This window comes from Streptomyces sp. SLBN-8D4 (assembly GCF_049739545.1).
Taxonomy (GTDB): Bacteria; Actinomycetota; Actinomycetes; order Streptomycetales; family Streptomycetaceae; genus Streptomyces; species Streptomyces canus_C.
This window is the reverse complement of record NZ_JBMGQC010000001.1, coordinates 6522017-6541096: the sequence shown is the minus strand read 5'-3', so window position 1 is coordinate 6541096 and position 19080 is coordinate 6522017. Positions and strand designations below refer to the sequence as shown.

Here is a 19080-nt window from a genome sequence, read left to right as displayed (position 1 = left end):
CCGCCCGGACCGTGAGCATCCGGAAACCCGACCGCAATGAAACACACCGGAAACACCCTCGTGCACAGCCGGAAACGCACACCCGTGACCCTCTGACGAGCCCCCACCTCGTTGGAGATCTCCATGTCCCTCGCCGCGCAAGGCATCGACACCGGTGACACCGCCTGGCTGCTCGCCGCCACCGCCCTCGTCCTGCTGATGACCCCGGGGCTCGCCCTCTTCTACGGCGGCATGGTCCGCACGAAGAGCGTCCTCAACATGCTGATGATGAGCTTCGTGTCGATCGCCCTGGTCACGGTGGTGTGGCTGGCCGCCGGCTACTCCCTGGCCTTCGGTGACGACACCTTCGGTGGCCTGATCGGCAACCTGAAGCACGCCGGCATGAGCGGCCTGGGCCCCGACAGCGTCCACGGCACCGTCCCCACCCTCCTCTTCGCCACCTTCCAGCTCACCTTCGCGATCATCACGGCGGCGCTGATCAGCGGCGCGATCGCGGACCGGGCGAAGTTCGGGGCGTGGCTGGTGTTCGTCCCGGTCTGGGCGCTGCTCGTATACGTTCCCGTCGCCCACTGGGTGTGGGGCCCGGGCGGCTGGGTTCTGGACAAGCTCGGCGCACTCGACTTCGCGGGCGGTCTGCCGGTCGAGATCACCTCCGGCGCGTCCGGTCTCGCCCTCGCACTGGTCCTCGGCCCGCGTCTGGGCTTCAAGAAGGACGCCATGCGCCCGCACAACCTCCCCATGGTCGTCCTGGGCGCGGGCCTGCTCTGGTTCGGCTGGTTCGGCTTCAACGCGGGTTCCGCCCTCGGCGCCAACGGCCTCGCCGCCGCCGCCTTCCTCAACACCCTCGCCGCCGGCTGCACCGGCCTGCTCGGCTGGCTCTTCGTCGAGCAGAGGCGCGACGGCCACCCCACCACGCTCGGTGCCGCGTCCGGCGCGGTCGCGGGCCTGGTCGCGATCACACCGTCCTGCGGCTCGGTCTCCCTCCTCGGCGCGCTCGTCGTCGGCCTCGCCGCAGGTGTCGTCTGCTCGTACGCGGTGGGCTGGAAGTTCAGGCTGAACTACGACGACTCCCTCGACGTCGTCGGCGTCCACCTGGTCGGCGGAGTCATCGGCACGCTCCTGATCGGCGTGTTCGCCGTGAAGGAGATGACCGGCGGCACGGAGGGGCTGCTGTACGGCGGCGGGCTCGCCCAGCTCGGCAAGCAGCTGGTGGCCGTGGCCGCCGTGGGGGCGTACGCCTTCCTGGTGACGTACGGCATCGGGAAGCTGATCGACAGGACGCTGGGCTTCCGGGCCGACGAGGAGCACGAGCACACCGGCCTGGACCTTACGGTGCACGCCGAGACCGCATACGATCACGGCGTCCTGGGCCACGGTGCCCCGGTCAGCGCGTCCGCCGTCCCCTCCGCCCAGAAGGTCAAGACCCAGGCATGAAGCTCATCACCGCGATCGTCAAGCCGTACCGCCTCGACGAGGTCAAGACCGCGCTCCAGGAGATCGGCGTCCACGGTCTGACCGCGACCGAGGCCAGCGGGTACGGCCGTCAGCGCGGCCACACCGAGGTGTACCGCGGCGCCGAGTACCAGGTCGACCTGGTCCCCAAGGTCCGCATCGAGGTCGTCGTGGACGACGCCGACGCGGACATGGTCATCGACACGATCGTCAAGGCCGCCCGGACCGGCAAGATCGGCGACGGCAAGGTGTGGGCACTGCCGGTGGAGACGGTCGTACGGGTGCGGACGGGCGAGCGCGGTCCGGACGCGCTCTGAGGTGAGCGCGCCCTGGGCCGGGACTAGACGACCGGTGTCCGTGCCCGCCGTGTCCTGAAGAACAGCACCACCCCCACGGCGGCCCCCGCCCCGAGCACCACCGCGACCAGCCACGGCAGCGCGAAGAAACCCGCACTCGCCGACTCCCGCGTGTCCTTCGCACTCGCCGTCAACTTCACGTCACCCCAGTCGAGTTGCGGCGCCCCGCGCCACGGCTCGCTGAGCCGTACCCGTTGCCCGGGCAGCAACTCGCCGGGAATCTTCACGAGGTCACGCGCCAGCAACGTACGCCCGAACAGCCCCGTCGCCCGCAGCTCGACCTTCGGGTTCAGGGTGACGTTGCCGGTGTTGCGCAAGGTGTAGGAGATCGTCGCCCCGCTGTCCCCCAACCCCGGTACCAGCGGCTGATGATGGCTGACCCGGACGTCCTCGACGGCGATCGCGGGCACGGTCGGTCCGCCCACGCGCAGATAGACCCGCGCGGCGACGGCCCGCTGCACGCCGAGCGCCACCGCTCCGTCGCCCTTGTCGATCCGTTCGTCCAGTGCCACCAACGCGCCGGGGTGGTCGCCCGGTTCGGCACCCTCGGGCACCGACAGCGTGAACGGCACGGTGACCCTGCCGTGCGCGGGGACGGTCACCCGGGTCTTCGCGGGCCTCGCCCAGGCCCCCACCCCGCGCTGCTTCTCCGCGACCGTGCGTACGGCGAAACCGCCGTCGCGGGCGGTGTTGTAGGCGTCGGCGGCGTAGAGCCGGAAGGTCAGGGGCCGACCGGTCCTGTTGCTGACGACCACCTTGTCGTCGATGGTCTGCCCGGGGTCGGCGGAGAGGTAGAAGTAGGGCCGTGCGGCGATCCGGGAGGCGGCGGGATACACGGACCAGCTGCCGTTGTCGGCGGCGTGCGCGGGCGCGGCGGCCGTGGCCGTGGCCGTGGCCAGGAACAGGCTCAGGAGGAGGACGTACAGCTTGCGCATGGGTGCGGACCCCCAAGGAGGCGGACGGGCGGGTGCGGGCGCCCGTACGGTCAGCTGAGCGTGAGGGTGAGAACCCCGGAGTACGTGCCCACCGGCGTGAACGCCGGCACGTTCAGGGAGAGCCCGGCGTCCACGGTGAACTCACCGCCGGTGAGCGCGGAGTTGGGCGTGGACGCGAGCGTCGCTCCCGAGGATCCGACCGCGCCGGCGGAACCGGCCTGGCAGGTGCTCGGGCTGCCCGCCCTGGTGGCACAGGTGGGGCTCCAGCTCAGCGCGCCGGCGTCGATCTTGGCCCCGGCTCCGGTGAAGTCGGTGACCTTGCCGGTGAGGGACCAGCCGGCGGGTCCGCCGCGGAAGTCCTGGACGGTCACCTTGTTCAGGTTGCCGGTCGAGGCCCCGCCCTTGCCGTAGTCCACCGCCGAGAGGCTGACGGAGTCCCCGGCCTGGGACATGGACAGCGTGCCCGCCTTGACGGTGGTGGTGACCTTCTGGCTGCCGGCCGGGACGGGGGTGTCGTCGATGACGACGTACGCCTTCGGTCCGGCGCCCTTGGCGTCGCTCCACGCGCTGCCCTCGTACGCCACGACACCGGTCGTCGTCTTGTCGTTGACGACGAGCGAGCCACTGAAGGCGCCCGAGGAGTTGACCGTGACGGTGGCGGTGTCCGCGGTCTGGGCGGCGCCGGACCGCCCGGCCAGGGTGACCGTCGCGCCCGGGGTGAACTTGCTGCCGGTGACGGTGACGCTCGCACCGGGCTTCCCGGAGGCCGAACCCAGCGCGATGTCCCGCTCGTTGACGGGGTTGGCGTCCGTCGCCGTGACCGTCTCGGAGACCGGGGCGGGCGGGGTGATCACCGTGCAGGGCGTGTCGAGTTCGAGGATGTAGCTGGTGTGGATGTTGTAGTCGCCGGGCGAGAGCGTGATCGCGCCGGGTGAGGTGACCTTGAAGGTGCCGGTCATCGAGAACGACGGGAAGGCGCCGTTGCCCGGCACCGGGTCGTTCTTCTTCGGTCCGGCGACCGTCACGGCGCCGGTCTGGGCGCCGCCGAGGGCGACCTTGCCGGTCGGCGTCATGATGTCGGCCGGCAGCGCGATGGCCGTGGGGTTGCTGGCGGCCGGTTTGACCACCGTGTAGGTCACGGTGACGGTGTCGCCCACCTTGGGGCTGGTGTTGTCCACGGCGATCCTGGCCGTCGTGGTGCCGTCGATCGGTGGGATGCCCGCGACCGCGGGCGGGATGCAGTGCGTGGCGAAGTCCACGTCGGTGGCGGCACCGGCCGGACAGGCCAGTGCGCCACCCGCGGTGACCGCGAGTGCGGTCGCCCCGACAAAGGACGCCAGACGGCGTCTTCGAGTCGTCGAACCCATGGATGTGCCCCCTCCGGAAGCTCCTGAAGTCCTGCGCCGACAGGGGGCATTGATGTGTGGATGGCGTGAGAAGTCAATGGAGTTGCCGCAGAAACCTGACGAGATGTCAGTTCCTGCGGCAACCAAGGGACTTGCTCCGAGGAAGGACGCCGGAGGTCAGTCGAAGACGAACGGGCCCGGGGCCTGCGGACCGGTGGCCGTGCAGGTCACGGTGATCCCGAAGACGACGATCTGGAGTGAACCGCCGTACGACTCCAGGCTGTCGCCGGACGCAACGGTTCCGCTCAGCGGTCCGACGGTGACGGGGTCGCCGGCCGCGATGGCGGGGTTCTCCGTGCCGGTGAAGGTGGTGGTGCCGCCGTTCGCGTTCACGAAGGTGAGGGTCGAGGTGATCGAGTCCTCGGAGAGCGCGAGCGGAGCGTTGATCGCCGAGGTGACGGTGACGGTGGCCGCCGTGCCGTCCTGGGTGGCGGTGAGGGTCGCCTGGCCGCTGCCGTAGAGGCCGCAGTCCGCGTCGATGGTCGCCGTGTCCGGGGTGACGGCCAGGGCGGTGGGCGCGAACGCGAGCCCGACGGCCGCGAGCGTGCCGACCGCCAGTGCCGCACCCGTACGTATGCGCTTGCCTTTCATGGAATCCGGTTCCCTTCCCGTGGTGGGGACTGCCATGTGGGGATGGACGGGGGGTGCATCCCGACGGACGGCAGGGCTTCACGGGGCGTGGTGCGGGACGCCGCGCGAGCTGGAATCTGACGGTCCGTCGGAATTTCCGGTTCCATTGATGCGCGTGGGACGAGGGACGGCAAGCCGGAATTCCGGCCAACTGTTACCGGGAGTATCAGCCGGCGGTCACGGTCTCGCGCACGATGCCGTCGACCCCCGCCACCAGCACCGGAGTCCGCGGCCCGCCCAGATCCCGGACGGCGGCCCGGTCCTGCTCGGAGGCCGATTCCGCCTCCGTCACCACGGCCGCCGCCTCCAGGGACTTCGCCCCGGACGCCACGGCCATGGCCACCGCGGTCTGCAGCGCGCTCAGCTTCAGCGACGCCAGCTCGACGGTCCCGGCCACATAGGTCCGCCCGGTCTCGTCCCGTACGGCCGCCCCCTCGGGCACCCCGTTACGGGCCCGCGCCGAACGCGCCAGGGTGACGATCTTGCGGTCCTCGGGGTCAAGCGCACTGTTGTCGGTCATGACAGGAGCATACGAAGCACACCCGTGGCCGGGCGCGTCACCCCGCCACCGGATACATCGCCCCGCGCCGCCCCTCCGGCGAGGCCAGCCACTCCAGTTTGGCCGCGGTGCGGGCCTCGTCCAGCGGGGTGTGCAGGACGACCGTCAGGTCGGGGCGCGCCGGTACCCGCATCGCCGTGGACTCCACGCACAGCAGTCCGACCAGGGGATGGTCGAGTTCCTTGCGGATGACGCCGGCGTCCTCGATGTCCCGCCGCTCCCACAGCTCGGTGAACTCGGCGCTCGCCGACCGCACCCGGGCCAGCACGTCCTGGAACCCCTCGTCCTCGGGCCGCGCCGAGGCGGCCGCCCGGAACTGGGCGACGACGGTGCGCGCGTTCTGTTCCCAGCTGTGCGATCGCGACCGGTACAGCGCGTCGGTGAAGAAGTCGACGAGGCAGTTCTGGGTGTTCTCCGGGCGCATGCCGAGCACCCAGCCGGCGGCGTCGTTGTACATCACGCAGTTGTAGTACGCGTCCATGATGTGCGCCGGATACGGCATCCACGCGTCGATCAGCCGCCGCAGCCCCTCGCAGCCGTGGTCGGCCGCCGGTTCCGGCGCGGGCGGGTTCAGCCCGGCGAGCACGTACAGATGCCGCCGCTCGGCGTTGCTGAGCCGCAGCACCCGCCCGACGGAGTCGAGGACCTGCGGCGACACCGAGATGTCCCGCCCCTGCTCCAGCCACTGGTACCAGGAGGCGCCCACCCCGGCCAGCACGGCGACCTCCTCGCGCCGCAGCCCCGGCGTCCGCCGCCGCGCCCCGCCGTCCGGCAGCCCTGCCTCGGCGGGCGAGACCCGGGCCCGCCGGCTCATCAGAAACTCCCGCAGCTCACGATGCCGCTCACTCTTGGGTACGACCTCGGGCACGAACGCATCCCCCTCGTTGTTGCCTGGTGGTGCCACCACCAGCACAACTTGCGGCTCCCCACGGCTATTCCGGTGCCCGCAGGCTCTTGCCCATGGCGATCGACACCACAAACCCCCTCCCCGATTCGCTCGACACCCCCCGGCTGTCGACGCGCGACAAGCTCGTCCTGTTCGTCCTGTGCGCCGCCCAGTTCATGGTCGCGCTGGACTTCTCCGTCCTGAACGTCGCCCTGCCCGTCCTCGGCGCCGACCTCGGCATGAGCCCCTCCGCCCTGCAGTGGGCGGTCACGGCGTTCGCCCTCCCGTCCGGCGGCTTCCTGCTCCTGTTCGGCCGCATGGGAGACCTGTACGGCCGCAGGAAGCTCTTCCTGTCCGGTCTCGCCCTGTTCGGCGCGGCCTCACTGCACGCGACCCTCGCCTGGGACCCGGCCTCCTTCCTCGCCGGACGCGCCCTCCAGGGCCTCGGCGCCGCGGCGATCGTGCCGACCGGCATGTCCCTGCTGACCACGACCTTCCCCGAGGGCCCCGCCCGCGACCGCGCCCTGGGCATCTCCGGCACCCTGCTCTCGCTCGGCTTCACCGTCGGCATGGTGGCCGGCGGCACCCTCACCGACATCCTCGGCTGGCGCTCCACGATGGGCCTGCTCACCCTGTTCGCCCTGATCGTGCTCCCGCTGGCCCCCGCCCTGCTGCCGGAGTCCCTCCCCCATAGCCTTAAGGGCAGGGGAGGTACCCCCATCCCGGACCGCCCGCGCCTGGACGTGCCCGGCGCGATCACGGTCACCGGCGGGCTGCTCGCCCTCATCTACGCCCTGTCGACCGCCGCCGACCAGGGTTTCGGCCGTGCGGACGTCGTCGCCGGCCTGATCGCGGGCCTGCTTCTCCTCGCCGCCTTCGTCAAGGTCGAGTCCCGTAGCGCCCAACCCCTGGTGTCCCTGCACATGCTGCGCCGCCGCACGGTGGCGTGGGGCAACATCGGCGGTCTCGTCACCTTCTCGATGATGTCGACGGTCGTCTTCGTGCTGACCCTCTACCTCCAGGAGATCCTGCACCTGTCCGCCTTCGAGACCGGCCTGGTCTTCGGTGTCCAGGGCGTCCTCTCTGCGGTGGCCGGCACCTACGCCCCGAGGGTCATCGGCCGCTTCGGCCCGCGCCGCACGCTGGTCGGCTCACTCGTCGGCCAGGGCGCACTGATCGCCGCCCTGCTGGGCCTGGACACCGGGAGCTGGTCCGTCTGGCTCGCCACCGCCGCCGTCGCCCTGGCCAGCATGTGCCACCTCGGCGCGATCATCTCGTACGGCGTCACCGTGACCTCCGGTGTCCCGGACGAGGAGCAGGGCCTGGCCACCGGCCTGGTCACCTCCACCCAGCAGATCGGCATCACCGTCGGCATCCCGCTGCTCGGCGTCCTCGCCACCACTTCGGACGACCTGATGTCCGGCGTCCACACGGTCCTCGCACTGGACACGGCGATCGTGCTGGTGGCGGCGGCGGTGGTCGCGGTGGGGCTGCGGGTGCGCTCAGGGGCGGTCGAGGCGGAGCCGCTCGGCGCGCGGTAGACCGGCCACCACCAGGTCGTACGAGTCCTCCACGAGCTCCCGGACCACACGGTCCGGGAGTTCGCCGTCGGCCGTGACGGTGTTCCAGTGGCGCTTGTTCATGTGGTAGCCGGGGACGATCAGACCGGGATGGTCGGCGCGCAGCCGGATCGCGTCCTCGGGGTCGCACTTGAGATTGACCGTCAGGGGCCGCGCGTCCAGGTTCGTCAGGGCGAAGAGCTTGCCCAGCACCTTGAAGACCGAGGTCTCGGGGTTGAACGGGAAGTCCTCCACCACCGCGTTGAAGGACAGGCAGAGGGCGCGCAGCTCCTTGGGGGTCACTCGGACTCCTTCTTCTCCTCCACGGCGGGTTCGAGCGCGCCCACCGGCTCCACCAGGACCGTCACGATCTTGTTCCGGCGCCCGGCGGCGGCCTCCGCGGTCAGGCGCAGTTCACGCCCGTCCGGAAGCTCGACGACCGCGGACGCCCCGGCGATGGGGACACGGCCCAGCGCCTTCGCCAGCAGTCCGCCGACGGTCTCCACGTCCTCGTCGTCGTACTCGTCGAGCCCGTACAGCTCGCCGAGGTCGGTGATGTCGAGGCGGGCCGTGACCCGGTGGCGGTCGTCGCCGAGGTCTTCCACCGGCGGCAGTTCACGGTCGTACTCGTCGGTGATCTCACCGACGATCTCCTCGAGGATGTCCTCGATGGTGACGATGCCGGCCGTGCCGCCGTACTCGTCGATGACGACGGCGACGTGGTTGCGGTCCTGCTGCATCTCGCGCAGCAGGTCACCGGCGTTCTTGGTGTCGGGCACGAAGGCGGCGGGCCGCATGGCCGTGGACACCAGCTCGCTCTCCGCGTCCCGGTTGATGTGCGTCTTGCGGACCAGGTCCTTCAGATACACGATCCCGACGATGTCGTCCTCGCTCTCCCCGGACACCGGTATGCGCGAGAAACCCGAGCGCAGCGCGAGGGTCAGCGCCTGACGGATCGTCTTGTAGCGCTCGATGACGACGAGGTCGGTCCGCGGGACCATGACCTCCCGCACCAGTGTGTCGCCCAGCTCGAAGACCGAGTGCACCATGCGGCGCTCCTCGTCCTCGATCAGGGACTCCTTCTCGGCGAGGTCGACCAGCGCGCGCAGCTCCGCCTCGGAGGCGAACGGGCCCCGGCGGAAGCCCTTGCCCGGGGTGAGCGCGTTGCCGATGAGGATCAGCAACGACGGGATCGGGCCCATGATCCGGGCCAGCGGGAGCAGGATGTACGCGGCCGCGGTCGCCGTGTTGAGCGGGTGCTGACGCCCGATGGTGCGCGGGGAGACGCCGACGGCGACGTACGACACGAGCACCATGACGCCGATCGCGACCAGCAGGGCGCGGGTGGTGCCCGGGAACTCCTGGAGGCAGGCGTAGGTGACCAGGGCGGCCGCCGCCATCTCGCAGGCGACGCGCACCAGCAGCGCCACGTTGAGATAGCGGGTCGGGTCGGCGGCGATCTGCGCGAGCTTGGCGCTGCCCCGCCGGCCGTTGCGCACGGCTTCCTCGGCGCGGAAGCTGGAGACGCGCGCGAGGCCCGCCTCCGCGCAGGCGGCGAGCCAGGCGACGACGACCAGGGCGATCGCGCCGGAGACGAGGGGCAGGCTCATGAGACGGTCGGCGCGGGGGACGGGCCGGTCAGACCCTTCTCCTGCCGCCAGCCGTCCACGATGGCCGCCTGGAGGCCGAACATCTCGGCCTTCTCGTCCGGCTCCTCGTGGTCGTAGCCGAGCAGGTGCAGCACCCCGTGGACGGTGAGGAGCTGGAGCTCCTCGTCCATGGAGTGCTGCGTCTCGGCCTCCTCGCCCTGCCTCTTGGCGACCTCGGGACACAGCACGATGTCGCCGAGGAGGCCCTGCGGGGGCTCGTCGTCGTCCTTGCTGGGCGGCCTGAGCTCGTCCATCGGGAACGACATGACGTCGGTGGGCCCCGGCAGGTCCATCCACTGGATGTGCAGCTGCTCCATGGCGTCGGTGTCCACGACGATCACCGAGAGCTCGGAGAGCGGGTGGATGCGCATCCGCGCGAGCGCGTAGCGGGCGATGTCGAGGATCGCCTGCTCGTCGACCTCGGTTCCGGACTCGTTGTTGACGTCGATCGACATGGTGCTGGCTTGTCTACTTCCGCTTGTTCCGGCCGCCCTTGTGGGTGCCGTTCTCCGTACCGTTCTCGGTGTCGTACTTCTCGTACGCGTCGACGATACGGCCGACCAGCTTGTGCCGTACGACGTCCTGGGACGACAGGCGGGAGAAGTGGACGTCGTCGAGGCCCTCCAGGATGTCCTGGACCTGGCGCAGACCCGACTTGGTGCCGTTGGGCAGGTCGACCTGCGTCACGTCACCCGTGATCACGATCTTCGAGTCGAAGCCGAGGCGGGTGAGGAACATCTTCATCTGCTCGGGGGAGGTGTTCTGGGCCTCGTCGAGGATGATGAAGGCGTCGTTGAGCGTACGGCCGCGCATGTACGCGAGCGGGGCGACCTCGATCGTCCCGGCCGCCATCAGCCGCGGGATCGAGTCCGGGTCCAGCATGTCGTGCAGGGCGTCGTACAGCGGGCGCAGGTAGGGGTCGATCTTCTCGTAGAGCGTGCCCGGGAGGAATCCGAGCCGCTCCCCCGCCTCCACCGCCGGGCGGGTCAGGATGATGCGGTTGACCTGCTTGGACTGGAGGGCCTGCACCGCCTTGGCCATGGCGAGGTAGGTCTTGCCGGTGCCGGCGGGGCCGATGCCGAAGACGATCGTGTGCTTGTCGATCGCGTCGACGTACCGCTTCTGGTTGAGGGTCTTGGGGCGGATGGTGCGGCCGCGCGAGGACAGGATGTTCTGTGTGAGCACTTCGGCCGGGGTCTCCTGGCCGTCGCTCGTCCCGTTCTCGCTCGCTCGCAGCATGGCGATCGAGCGTTCCACTGCGTCCTCCGTCATCGGCTGTCCGGTGCGGAGCACCAGCATCATCTCGTCGAACAGGCGCTGCACGAGGGCGACGTCGGCCGCCGCGCCGGTAGCGCTGATCTCATTGCCCCGGACATGGATGTCGGCCGCCGGGAAGGCCTTCTCGATCACGCGCAGGAGCGAGTCGCCGGACCCCAGGACCGAGACCATGGGGTGCTGGGCGGGGACGGTGAACTGTGCTCTCGCCTGCCCCTGCGCGGGGCTGTGACCTGTCGGTGTCTGAGTCATGGGCCGGCGCTCAAGGCCTGCGGTTCCTCCTCGTCACGGCCGCACAACTGGAGGCGGCCTCGCGGTTTCAAGAGTACGACGGTGCACTGACAACGCCGTAGGGCTTTTCGAGGAAGAGGGCGCCCTCGATGCAGCGATGAGCCCTGCATGCTCCCCCCGCACCCCAGGGAAGAATGCGCTCGCTACCACGTGTGTTCGAAGACCTCGAGAGCGGCGGTGGCGACGGAGTCCGTCCGGAGAAAGCAGGAAGACCGTGCTGTTGCGTCTGCCCGCCTCCCTGCCCGAGGCCCAGGAGTGCCTGGCCGACGGGGCGACACCCGTCGGCGGCGCCACGCTCGTGTGGGCCGCCTGGCAGCGCGACGGCTTCCCCGAGCAGGCCGTGTCGCTGCGCGAGGTGCCGGAGGCGAACGTCCTCGGGGCGGGGGAGATCGGGGCGGCGGTCCTGCTGCACCGGATCGACGAACGGGCGCCGGAGGTGCTGCACCGGGCCGCGGCCGGCATCGGCACCGGGGCCGTGCGCCGGACCGCCACGGTCGGCGGGAACATCGTCGGCAGCACCCTGCGCTGTCTGCTGCCCGCGGCACTCGTCCTGGGCGCCCGGGCGCGGGTGCTGGCGGCGGAGGGGCCGTTCGAGGCCGACCTCGCCGAACTGCTCGCCAAGAAGCCGCTGCTGCTGAGCCTGCACTGGAACGATCCGCTGGTCAGCGGCTACCGCAAGGTGGCCGAGGCCCCGGGCGGGTCGCCGCCCCTGGTCGTCGCCACCGCCGTGCACCCGGGCGACCGTCCCGTGCTGCGCGTCGCCGTCCGCGACGGCTACGACTTCCTGAGCGAGAGCGTGCCCTGCGACACGCCCGCTGCCACCGTGCTCGACGCCCTGAGCGGTACGGCGATGGGGTCGCTGCCCGCCGAGGCCCGCGAGGTGGTCCGGGAACAGGTGCTGTCGGCACTGGAGCGGGCGGACCAGCACTGACGGTCCCGGCCGGCTCGACGTGCACCCATGGCGGCGGTCCGGCGGCCCTGCCTCCCCGCGCTCGCGGAGACGGGCCACCCGGACGCGGTACCGGTACCACCCGCCCACGGCGCGGCCTCCGTGGTCTCAGGCCGATCTGCCGAAGCCGATCGTCGGCACCGCTCGCCGCAGGGGCCAGCCCGGGGCGGTCTCCTCCGGGATCAGGTCCGCCAGGAAGGCGTACCTGTGCAGCGCGGCGCGGTCCTGGGAGGCGACGGACTGGACCTTGCGCCACCAGGCGCCGATCTCGGACCAGCCCGGCGCGGACAGGGAGCCGCCGAACTCCTGGACCGAGAGCGCGGCGGTCAGGCCGGCGAAGGCCAGCCGGTCCGCCAGTGGCCAGCCCGCGAGGGTGCCGGTGACGAAGCCGGCCACGAAGACGTCCCCGGCGCCGGTGGGGTCGAGCGCCTCGACCTCGATCGCCGGGACCTCGGCGGCCTCCCCGGTACGCCGGTCCACCGCGTACGCGCCCTCCGCGCCGAGGGTGACCACGGCGAGCGGCACGTGCTCGGTGAGCGCGTGGGCGGCCTCGCGGGGGCAGGTGGCGCCGGTGTAGCGCATCGCCTCCTCCGCGTTCGGCAGGAAGGCCTCGCAGTGGGCGAGGTCGGGGAGGCCGGCCAGGTCCCAGGCGCCGGTCTCGTCCCAGCCGACGTCGGCGAAGATGCGGGTGCCCTTGCCCGCCGCCTGGGCGATCCAGGGGGCGCGCTTCCCCGGCTCCAGCGAGGCCACGGCCGCACGCGCGCGCGGGGGGCAGTCCGGCGCGCCCTCTTGGACGAGCACGGCCTCGGGGGGCGGCTCGTGGCCGTGGGAGACCATGGTGCGCTCTCCCTCGTAGGCCATCGACACGGTGACCGGGGAGTGCCAGCCGGGAACCCGGCGCGACGGGGAGAGGTCGATGCCCTCGCCCTGCTCCAGGGCGTCCCAGCAGTACTCGCCGTAGTGGTCGTCGCCGAAGGCCGCGGCCAGCGAGGTGCGCAGCCCGAGCCGGGCCAGGGCCGTGGCCATGTTCGCGACGCCGCCGGGGCTCGACCCCATGCCGCGGGCCCAGGACTCGGTGCCGCGCACGGGGGCGGTGCCGAGCCCGGTGAAGACGATGTCGAGGAAGACGGTGCCGGTGAGATAGACGTCCCAGGGCGGATCACCGGGTGTGCGCACGGCGGCCAGGGGATCGACCTGGGCCTGGCACTGCCCGGCCTTCCCGTTGTACGACGGTCCCTTCCCGTTGGACGCGATCACGGTGAGCTCCCTGCGCGTGGTGCCGATCAGGCCAGTCTGCACCACACCACCGACAACGGGCCGCCGCCCACGTCAGGCTTCCGAGCACCGGTCCGGGCAATCGGTCCCGTCCGGTGTTTGAGGACGAGGCCCCTCCTGGGCCGCCGCGGGGTCTGGGGCGCAGCCCCCGGCGGGGTCGAAGGGGCAGCGCCCCCGGACACGGAAGGGGCAGCGTCCCCGGACACGGAAGGGGCAGCGTCCCCGGGCACGGGAGGGCAGGGGCGGCGGGGCGGGAAATCCCCCCGTCCTACCAGCGAGGCACGCTCGGCGTGACCCACCCCGGCTGGGCCACCCGCATGGCCGCGGCATCGTCCCGCTCCCGCAGCGAACCGTCGTCATCCAGCCACCGCCGATGCAGGAACTCCACCTTCTCCCGGTCGAGTTCGACACCGAGCCCGGGCGCGTCGGAGACCCGTACGGCCCCGTCCTCGAAGACCAGCCGCTCGGTCAGCACGTCCTCCGACTGCCACGGATAGTGCGAGTCACAGGCGTGGTGGAGATTCGGCACGGTGGACGCCACATGCGTCATCGCGGCCAGCGAGATCCCCAGATGCGTGTTGGAGTGCATGGACACCCCGACCCCGAACGTCCGGCAGATAGCGGCGAGTTGCTGGGTGTTGCGCAGCCCGCCCCAGTAGTGGTGGTCGGAGAGCACCACCTGCACGGCATCCCGGGCGAACGCCTCCTTGATCTCCGCGAAGGTCGTCACACACATGTTGGTGGCCAGCGGGACATCGGTCCCGGCGGACACCTCGGCCATGGCCGCGGTCCCCAGCGCCGGGTCCTCCAGGTACTCCAGGACGTCCCCGAGCTCCTCGGCGACCCTCAGCGAAGTCGCGACGCTCCAGGCCCCGTTGGGGTCGAGCCGCAGGGGATGCCCGGGGAACGCCTCGGCAAGAGCCCTGACCGCGGCGATCTCCTCGTCCGGCGGAAAGACCCCGCCCTTGAGCTTGAAGGACGTGAAGCCGTACCGCTCCGTGAACAGCCGGGCCTGCTCCACCACCCCCGCGGGATCGAGGGCCGCCCCCCAGTCGTCCTTCTCGCAGGCGACGCCCTCCGGATGTGCGGCCCACTTGTAGAACAGGTACGCGCTGTACTCGACCGCGTCCCGCACCTTGCCCCCGAGCAGGGCGTGCACCGGCAGCCCGAGCGCCTTGCCCAGCGCGTCGAGACAGGCCACCTCGAACCCGGAGACGACGGACAGCCGCAGCTTGTCGGCGGTCTGCACGCCCCGCAGCCCACCGACGTCGACCTGTCCGGAGACCCGGGAGGAGTCGACCGCCACCTGGTCCGCGACCGTGAACAGCCCGTTCAGGTCCCCGACCTGGCGTCCGATCAGCTTCGCGGCGAACGGCCGGGCCGGCTCCAGGTACTTGGTGTCGCCGTACGTCTCCCCGATCCCCACGACCCCGTCCGCGGTCTCCACCTCGACGATCAGCCGGGGCGTGTACGGCTGGTGCACACCCTGCGTGTTCAGCAGCGGCGGATCGGCGACGAGGATCGGCGTGAGGCGGACATCGGTGATCGTGAGGTTCACAGCGCGGCTCCTACAAGGTCGAGACCGGTGGTCAACAGCAGGCGCAGGTCCGCCAGGTCGGCCTCCGACGGATCGGTGAGCGGTGCGCGCACGGGCCCCACCGGCCGCCCCCGCAACCGCGCCGCCGCCTTCACCAGCGACACCGCGTACCCGGGCACCCGGTCGCGGAGCTCGACGAGCGGGACGTAGAAGTCGCGCAGCAGCTTCTCCACGGCCTTGTCGTCGCCGTCGCGCAGGGCGGTGAAGAAGGCGTTCGCGATCTCGGGGGCGAAGGCGTGGACGGCCGAGGAGTAGGCGGGGACGCCGACGGTGGCGTAGGCGCGGGCCTGGATCTCGGCGGTGGAGGCGCCGTTGAAGAACAGGAAGTCCTCGGGCGCCGCGAGGGTCAGGCGCTGGAGCCGGTCGAGGTCGCTGTGCCCGTCCTTGAGCCCGATGACCCCGTCGATCGCGGCGACCCGCCTGAACGCATCCACGCCGAAGGCGACCTGACCACGCTGGTAGGCGATGAGCGGCAGCCGTGTCCGCGCCGCGATCTGCTCCAGCTGGGCGACCAGGCCGTCCTGCGGGGCGGCGACCAGGTAGTGCGGGAGGACCAGCAGCGCGTCCGCTCCCGCCTCCTCGGCGATCCGGGCGAACCGGACGGCCTGCGCCCAGCCGTAGCCGGTCCCGGCGACGACGGGCACGCGCCCGCCGGCCTCCTCGACGGCGATGGTGACGACCTGCCGGTACTCGTCCTCGTCCAGCGAGAAGAACTCGCCGGTGCCGCAGGCCGGGAAGACCGCGCCGGGGCCGGTGGCGATCTGGGCGGCGACGTGGGCGCGGAAGCCGTCGGGGTCGAGGGTGCCGTCGTCGTGGAAGCTCGTGAGCGGGAACGACAGCACGCCCTGTGCCATGCCGTCCCGCAGTCGTCGGGCCGTGTCCGGGTCGAGGGTCACCCTCACTCATCTCCCCATGTAGACGTTATCTACGTATGAAGATGGAGATTAGATAGGCGAATCCCGTCCGTCAATGGGCCACGCGGGGTTTGGCGGGCCGATTACCATCAGCGCATGTCAGAGACCGGTGGTGTCCGCGAGGTGAAGTCGGCGGCCCGCACCGTCGAACTCCTCGAACTGCTGGCCGCGCGCGGCGACCGCCCGGCCCGGCTCCAGGAACTCGCGGACGAGCTGGGCGTGCCGCGCAGCTCGATGTACGCGCTGCTCCAGACTCTGATCTCGCGCGGCTGGGTCCGCACCGACATCACCGGCTCGCTCTACGGCATCGGCATTCACGCCCTGCTCACCGGCACCAGCTATCTGGACTCCGACCCGCGCGTCCAGGTCGTACGGCCGTATCTGGACGAGGCGTCCCAGGCACTGGGCGAGACGATCCACCTGGGCCGGCTCGACGGCCGGGACGTGGCCTATCTGGCGACGCGCGAGTCGCACGAGTACCTGCGGACCATCAGCAGGGTCGGCCGTCGGCTGCCCGCGCACGTCGGCGCGCTGGGCAAGGCGCTGCTGGCCGAGTGGCCCGACGAACGGCTCCCCGAGGGGCCGTACGAGGCACTCACCCCGAACTCCCACACCACCCGCGACGCCCTGCTGACCGACCTCGCCGAGGTCCGCGCCCGCGGCTACTCGATCGACCGGGAGGAGGGCGTCCTCGGCATCGTCGGCTTCGGCTTCGCCCTGCGCTACGACTCCCCCGCCCAGGACGCCGTCAGCTGCTCGGTCCCGGTCGCCCGACTGACGCCGGACCACGAGCAGCAGATCATCACGGTGATGCGCGAGATCAGGGGCAAGATCGAGGCGACGGCACCGGGCGCGGGAGGCGCTCCCAGCTGGCGTTAGAGGCGGCCACGGAGGGCGCGCTTTTACCCGGCTTCCCTCCCCCCAAACGGAACGTGATCCACATCACGCACCCCGCTCTTCTTCCGCAACCGCGTGCTTGATACAAATTCTTCGCGCGTTCCTGTCCGTCGACGGCCTGCGCCCAACCCCCTTTTCGAGCCGCTTCTTTCGCATGCCCTGGGAACGCCCGTGTTCGCCCGTCGCTCCACCCTGCCCTGGCCCCTCATTGCCCTTTTCACGGCCGGGTACCTCGCCCCCTACCTGCTGCCGACCACCGTCGGCAGACTCGACTCGGGGCTTCCGCTCACCGCCACCGAGGCGGGTGCCGTCGGCAGCGCGCTGCTGCTGAGTTCGGCGGCGGCAGGCTTCCTGCTCGCCGCCCGCGTCGACCGCATCGGCCCCCGCACCCTCGCCCGCATCGGCCTCACCCTCGCCGTCCTCGGCTACGGCGGCGCCGCCCTCGCCCACGCCGTCCCCGCGGTCGTCGTGGGGGCCCTGGTCGGCGGCTTCGGATCCGGTACGTCGACCGCGGTGGCCGCCACCGGCATCGCCGCCCAGCCGGACCCGCACCGCGCCACCACGGTCGGCCTGCTCGGCGTCTCCGCGCTCGCCGGCGCCGTCTATCTGACCGTCCCCCACCTGGGCCCCGGCCACGGCCAGCCGCTCGCCGCGATCGCCCTCACCGCCCTGGCGGTCTGGCCCCTGACGAGCCGTCTCCCGCTGCGCACGGCCCCCGCCCGGAGCCGGGAGACCCGCACCCCGCTCCCCCATCCGCGCGCCGGTCTCCTCCTCGCCGCGACCCTCCTGTGCTGGTCCCTCGCCCAGAACGCCCTCTGGGGCGTCAGCGGCCGCATCGGCCTCACCCAGGCCCACCTCTCCGAGGCGACGGTCGGCGCGGTCTTCGCGCTCGCGCTGGGCGCGGGCCTGCTGGGCGTCGTCGGCGCGGGCGCCCTGGGCCCCCGGCTGGGCCGCGCGCTCCCCATCGGCGGCGGCACGGTCCTCATCGCCGCCTGCATCACCCTCAGCGCCTCCGCGACCGACCTGACGTCCTTCGCCACCGGCGAGATCGCGTGGAACACGCTCTACCCGATCGTCCTGTCGTACGTCATCGGCCTGGCCGCCTCCCTGGACCCCCGCGGCCGCTGGGCGGTCCTGGTCGGCTCGGCGTCGTCGTTGGGGACGGCGGCGGGTCCGCTGACGGGAAGCCTGCTCGCATCTGAGGCCGGTTTCTCCGTGATGGGCACGGTCCTGGCAGCGGGCCTGCTGCTGATCGCGGTGCCGATGACGGTTGTGGCGATGGGGGCGGGGCGGCGGACCTTGCCGGTGGTGGAAATCCCGGTGGAAACCCAGGCCTACGACAAGGCAACGGCTGCGTGAGGGCTTTGGGCTTTTAGGGGCGCGGGGCTGTGTCGATATGCGGCTCCGCCGCGTGGGCGCGACAAGCCACGAAGCACCCGCACCCGACAACGCACCTCAGAACTCGTACGCATCAACTTCCGCGAGATACCGTGCCCGCAGCTCCTCATCGTGCTCCAGGAAGGACGCGAGGAAGGAGTTCCGGGCCAACTCCCGCAACCGATCCTCCCCCAGGCCCAGCGCCGAGCGCACCGCCTCGAAGTTGTCCCCCGCATACCCCCCGAAGTACGCCGGGTCGTCGGAGTTCACCGTGCACATCAACCCCGCCTCCAACATTGCCGGCAACGGATGATCGCCCAGCAGATCGACCGTACGAAGCCGCACGTTGGACAAGGGACACAGAGTCAGCGGAACCCGGTCCCGGACAAGCCGCTCGACCAGCGTCGGAGACTCCACGCACCGCAGCCCGTGGTCGATCCGCTCCACCCCGAGCACGTCCAGCGCCTCGACGATGTACTCCGGCGGCCCCTCCTCCCCGGCGTGCGCCACGCGTCGCAGCCCGAGCGCCGCGGCGGCCTCGTACACCTCGCGGAACTTCACCGGGGGATGCCCCACCTCGGCGGAGTCGAGCCCGACGCCGACGATCCGGTCGAGATACGGCTTCGCGGCCTCCAGGGTCTCCAGCGCCGACTCCGCGGACTCGTCCCGCAGGAAACACATGATCAGCTGCGTCGAGACGCCATGGTTGTGCGCGCTGCTGCCCAGCGCCCGCCACAGCCCCTCCACCACCGTGCCCATCTCCACGCCGCGCGCGAGGTGCGCCTGCGGGTCGAAGAAGATCTCCGCGTGCCGCACCCCCTGCGCCGCGGCCCGGGCGAGATACGCGTTCGCCAGGTCCTCGAAGTCCCGCTCGGTGCGCAGGACGGCCATGAGCTCGTAGTACAGGTTCAGAAAGGACTGGAGATCCTCGAAGTCGTACGCCTTGCGGAGCCCGTCCGTGTCGGCGTACGGCAGCTCGACGCCGTTGCGCGCGGCCAGCTCGAAAGCCAGCTCCGGCTCCAGAGTGCCTTCGATGTGCAGGTGCAGTTCAGCTTTGGGGAGGGACATCAAAG

Annotated in this window: 19 protein-coding genes; 6 read left to right on the top strand and 13 right to left on the bottom strand. The window is 71.4% G+C overall.

The window, feature by feature from the left end:
* The first annotated feature begins 123 nt into the window (after positions 1-123).
* Positions 124-1434: an ammonium transporter gene (locus RKD20_RS29630; RefSeq protein ID WP_424880357.1), complete on the top strand. Its 1311-nt coding sequence runs from the start codon at positions 124-126 to the stop codon at positions 1432-1434.
* Positions 1431-1769 (top strand): P-II family nitrogen regulator, encoded by a 339-nt coding sequence (locus RKD20_RS29625; RefSeq protein WP_351993225.1) that lies wholly within the window; start codon positions 1431-1433, stop codon positions 1767-1769. The genes RKD20_RS29630 and RKD20_RS29625 overlap by 4 nt, the downstream gene beginning before the upstream one ends.
* A gap of 23 nt (positions 1770-1792) precedes the next feature.
* Here the strand turns inward: RKD20_RS29625 and RKD20_RS29620 are convergent, their stop codons facing one another.
* The 5 genes from RKD20_RS29620 to RKD20_RS29600 form a co-directional block, all read right to left on the bottom strand.
* Positions 1793-2743 (bottom strand): WxL protein peptidoglycan domain-containing protein, encoded by a 951-nt coding sequence (locus tag RKD20_RS29620; RefSeq protein WP_424880356.1) that lies wholly within the window; start codon positions 2741-2743, stop codon positions 1793-1795.
* Between the two features lie 50 nt (positions 2744-2793).
* Positions 2794-4110: a beta-xylosidase gene (locus RKD20_RS29615; protein WP_424880355.1), complete on the bottom strand. Its 1317-nt coding sequence runs from the start codon at positions 4108-4110 to the stop codon at positions 2794-2796.
* 156 nt (positions 4111-4266) lie between these two features.
* Complete coding sequence (locus RKD20_RS29610) at positions 4267-4740, bottom strand: hypothetical protein (protein ID WP_424880354.1); 474 nt, start codon at positions 4738-4740, stop codon at positions 4267-4269.
* 205 nt (positions 4741-4945) lie between these two features.
* Positions 4946-5299 (bottom strand): cytidine deaminase, encoded by a 354-nt coding sequence (locus RKD20_RS29605; RefSeq protein WP_424880353.1) that lies wholly within the window; start codon positions 5297-5299, stop codon positions 4946-4948.
* A 37-nt stretch (positions 5300-5336) separates the two neighbouring features.
* A complete protein-coding gene (locus RKD20_RS29600) occupies positions 5337-6152 on the bottom strand; it encodes a helix-turn-helix transcriptional regulator (protein ID WP_424883356.1) in 816 nt (271 codons plus the stop codon).
* Between the two features lie 146 nt (positions 6153-6298).
* Here RKD20_RS29600 and RKD20_RS29595 point away from each other — a divergent pair, with 146 nt between their 5' ends.
* Complete coding sequence (locus RKD20_RS29595; RefSeq protein WP_424880352.1) at positions 6299-7765, top strand: MFS transporter; 1467 nt, start codon at positions 6299-6301, stop codon at positions 7763-7765.
* Here the strand turns inward: RKD20_RS29595 and RKD20_RS29590 are convergent.
* The 4 genes from RKD20_RS29590 to RKD20_RS29575 are packed head-to-tail and all read right to left on the bottom strand — an operon-like array spanning position 7727 to position 10959.
* On the bottom strand, positions 7727-8086 hold the full coding sequence (locus RKD20_RS29590) for an MmcQ/YjbR family DNA-binding protein (protein ID WP_424880351.1): 360 nt from the start codon (positions 8084-8086) through the stop codon (positions 7727-7729). The two genes, RKD20_RS29595 and RKD20_RS29590, sit on opposite strands and share 39 nt — an antisense overlap.
* On the bottom strand, positions 8083-9393 hold the full coding sequence (locus RKD20_RS29585) for a hemolysin family protein (protein ID WP_424880350.1): 1311 nt from the start codon (positions 9391-9393) through the stop codon (positions 8083-8085). Before RKD20_RS29585 ends, RKD20_RS29590 begins: the two co-directional genes overlap by 4 nt.
* Positions 9390-9887 (bottom strand): rRNA maturation RNase YbeY, encoded by a 498-nt coding sequence (ybeY, locus tag RKD20_RS29580; RefSeq protein ID WP_007381932.1) that lies wholly within the window; start codon positions 9885-9887, stop codon positions 9390-9392. The genes RKD20_RS29585 and ybeY overlap by 4 nt, the downstream gene beginning before the upstream one ends.
* Before the next feature lie 13 nt (positions 9888-9900).
* The gene (locus RKD20_RS29575; RefSeq protein ID WP_424880349.1) at positions 9901-10959 is read right to left on the bottom strand and encodes a PhoH family protein; all 1059 of its coding nucleotides are present in this window, start codon (positions 10957-10959) and stop codon (positions 9901-9903) included.
* Between the two features lie 253 nt (positions 10960-11212).
* Between RKD20_RS29575 and RKD20_RS29570 the strand changes: the two genes are divergently transcribed.
* A complete protein-coding gene (locus RKD20_RS29570; RefSeq protein WP_424880348.1) occupies positions 11213-11929 on the top strand; it encodes an FAD binding domain-containing protein in 717 nt (238 codons plus the stop codon).
* A gap of 126 nt (positions 11930-12055) precedes the next feature.
* Here the strand turns inward: RKD20_RS29570 and RKD20_RS29565 are convergent, their stop codons facing one another.
* The 3 genes from RKD20_RS29565 to RKD20_RS29555 form a co-directional block, all read right to left on the bottom strand.
* Entirely contained in the window at positions 12056-13204 is a 1149-nt protein-coding gene (locus tag RKD20_RS29565) for a carbohydrate kinase family protein (RefSeq protein WP_106968244.1), read from the bottom strand.
* A 286-nt stretch (positions 13205-13490) separates the two neighbouring features.
* Positions 13491-14780 carry a glucarate dehydratase family protein gene (locus RKD20_RS29560; protein ID WP_424880347.1) on the bottom strand — a complete coding sequence of 430 codons (1290 nt, stop codon included), beginning with the start codon at positions 14778-14780 and terminating at the stop codon, positions 13491-13493.
* A complete protein-coding gene (locus RKD20_RS29555) occupies positions 14777-15673 on the bottom strand; it encodes a 5-dehydro-4-deoxyglucarate dehydratase (protein WP_424883355.1) in 897 nt (298 codons plus the stop codon). The genes RKD20_RS29560 and RKD20_RS29555 overlap by 4 nt, the downstream gene beginning before the upstream one ends.
* A gap of 156 nt (positions 15674-15829) precedes the next feature.
* Between RKD20_RS29555 and RKD20_RS29550 the strand changes: the two genes are divergently transcribed.
* Both RKD20_RS29550 and RKD20_RS29545 read left to right on the top strand, forming a co-directional pair.
* Positions 15830-16612 carry an IclR family transcriptional regulator gene (locus tag RKD20_RS29550; protein ID WP_424880346.1) on the top strand — a complete coding sequence of 261 codons (783 nt, stop codon included), beginning with the start codon at positions 15830-15832 and terminating at the stop codon, positions 16610-16612.
* A gap of 189 nt (positions 16613-16801) precedes the next feature.
* On the top strand, positions 16802-17989 hold the full coding sequence (locus RKD20_RS29545) for an MFS transporter (protein WP_424880345.1): 1188 nt from the start codon (positions 16802-16804) through the stop codon (positions 17987-17989).
* 96 nt (positions 17990-18085) lie between these two features.
* On the opposite strand, the gene RKD20_RS29540 is transcribed toward RKD20_RS29545, so the two are convergent.
* Complete coding sequence (locus tag RKD20_RS29540) at positions 18086-19075, bottom strand: adenosine deaminase (RefSeq protein ID WP_424880344.1); 990 nt, start codon at positions 19073-19075, stop codon at positions 18086-18088.
* Positions 19076-19080 lie beyond the last annotated feature (5 nt).

Bases quoted from the DNA above. Each gene is read 5' to 3' on its own strand.
- RKD20_RS29620 (WP_424880356.1), bottom strand. From the start codon at position 2,743: ATGCGCAAGCTGTACGTCCTCCTCCTGAGCCTGTTCCTGGCCACGGCC.
- RKD20_RS29615 (WP_424880355.1), bottom strand. From the start codon at position 4,110: ATGGGTTCGACGACTCGAAGACGCCGTCTGGCGTCCTTTGTCGGGGCG.
- RKD20_RS29605 (WP_424880353.1), bottom strand. From the start codon at position 5,299: ATGACCGACAACAGTGCGCTTGACCCCGAGGACCGCAAGATCGTCACC.
- RKD20_RS29630 (WP_424880357.1), top strand. From the start codon at position 124: ATGTCCCTCGCCGCGCAAGGCATCGACACCGGTGACACCGCCTGGCTG.
- RKD20_RS29595 (WP_424880352.1), top strand. From the start codon at position 6,299: ATGGCGATCGACACCACAAACCCCCTCCCCGATTCGCTCGACACCCCC.
- RKD20_RS29600 (WP_424883356.1), bottom strand. From the start codon at position 6,152: ATGAGCCGGCGGGCCCGGGTCTCGCCCGCCGAGGCAGGGCTGCCGGAC.
- RKD20_RS29550 (WP_424880346.1), top strand. From the start codon at position 15,830: ATGTCAGAGACCGGTGGTGTCCGCGAGGTGAAGTCGGCGGCCCGCACC.
- RKD20_RS29555 (WP_424883355.1), bottom strand. From the start codon at position 15,673: ATGGCACAGGGCGTGCTGTCGTTCCCGCTCACGAGCTTCCACGACGAC.
- RKD20_RS29540 (WP_424880344.1), bottom strand. From the start codon at position 19,075: ATGTCCCTCCCCAAAGCTGAACTGCACCTGCACATCGAAGGCACTCTG.
- RKD20_RS29610 (WP_424880354.1), bottom strand. From the start codon at position 4,740: ATGAAAGGCAAGCGCATACGTACGGGTGCGGCACTGGCGGTCGGCACG.
- RKD20_RS29575 (WP_424880349.1), bottom strand. From the start codon at position 10,959: ATGACTCAGACACCGACAGGTCACAGCCCCGCGCAGGGGCAGGCGAGA.
- ybeY (WP_007381932.1), bottom strand. From the start codon at position 9,887: ATGTCGATCGACGTCAACAACGAGTCCGGAACCGAGGTCGACGAGCAG.
- RKD20_RS29585 (WP_424880350.1), bottom strand. From the start codon at position 9,393: ATGAGCCTGCCCCTCGTCTCCGGCGCGATCGCCCTGGTCGTCGTCGCC.
- RKD20_RS29625 (WP_351993225.1), top strand. From the start codon at position 1,431: ATGAAGCTCATCACCGCGATCGTCAAGCCGTACCGCCTCGACGAGGTC.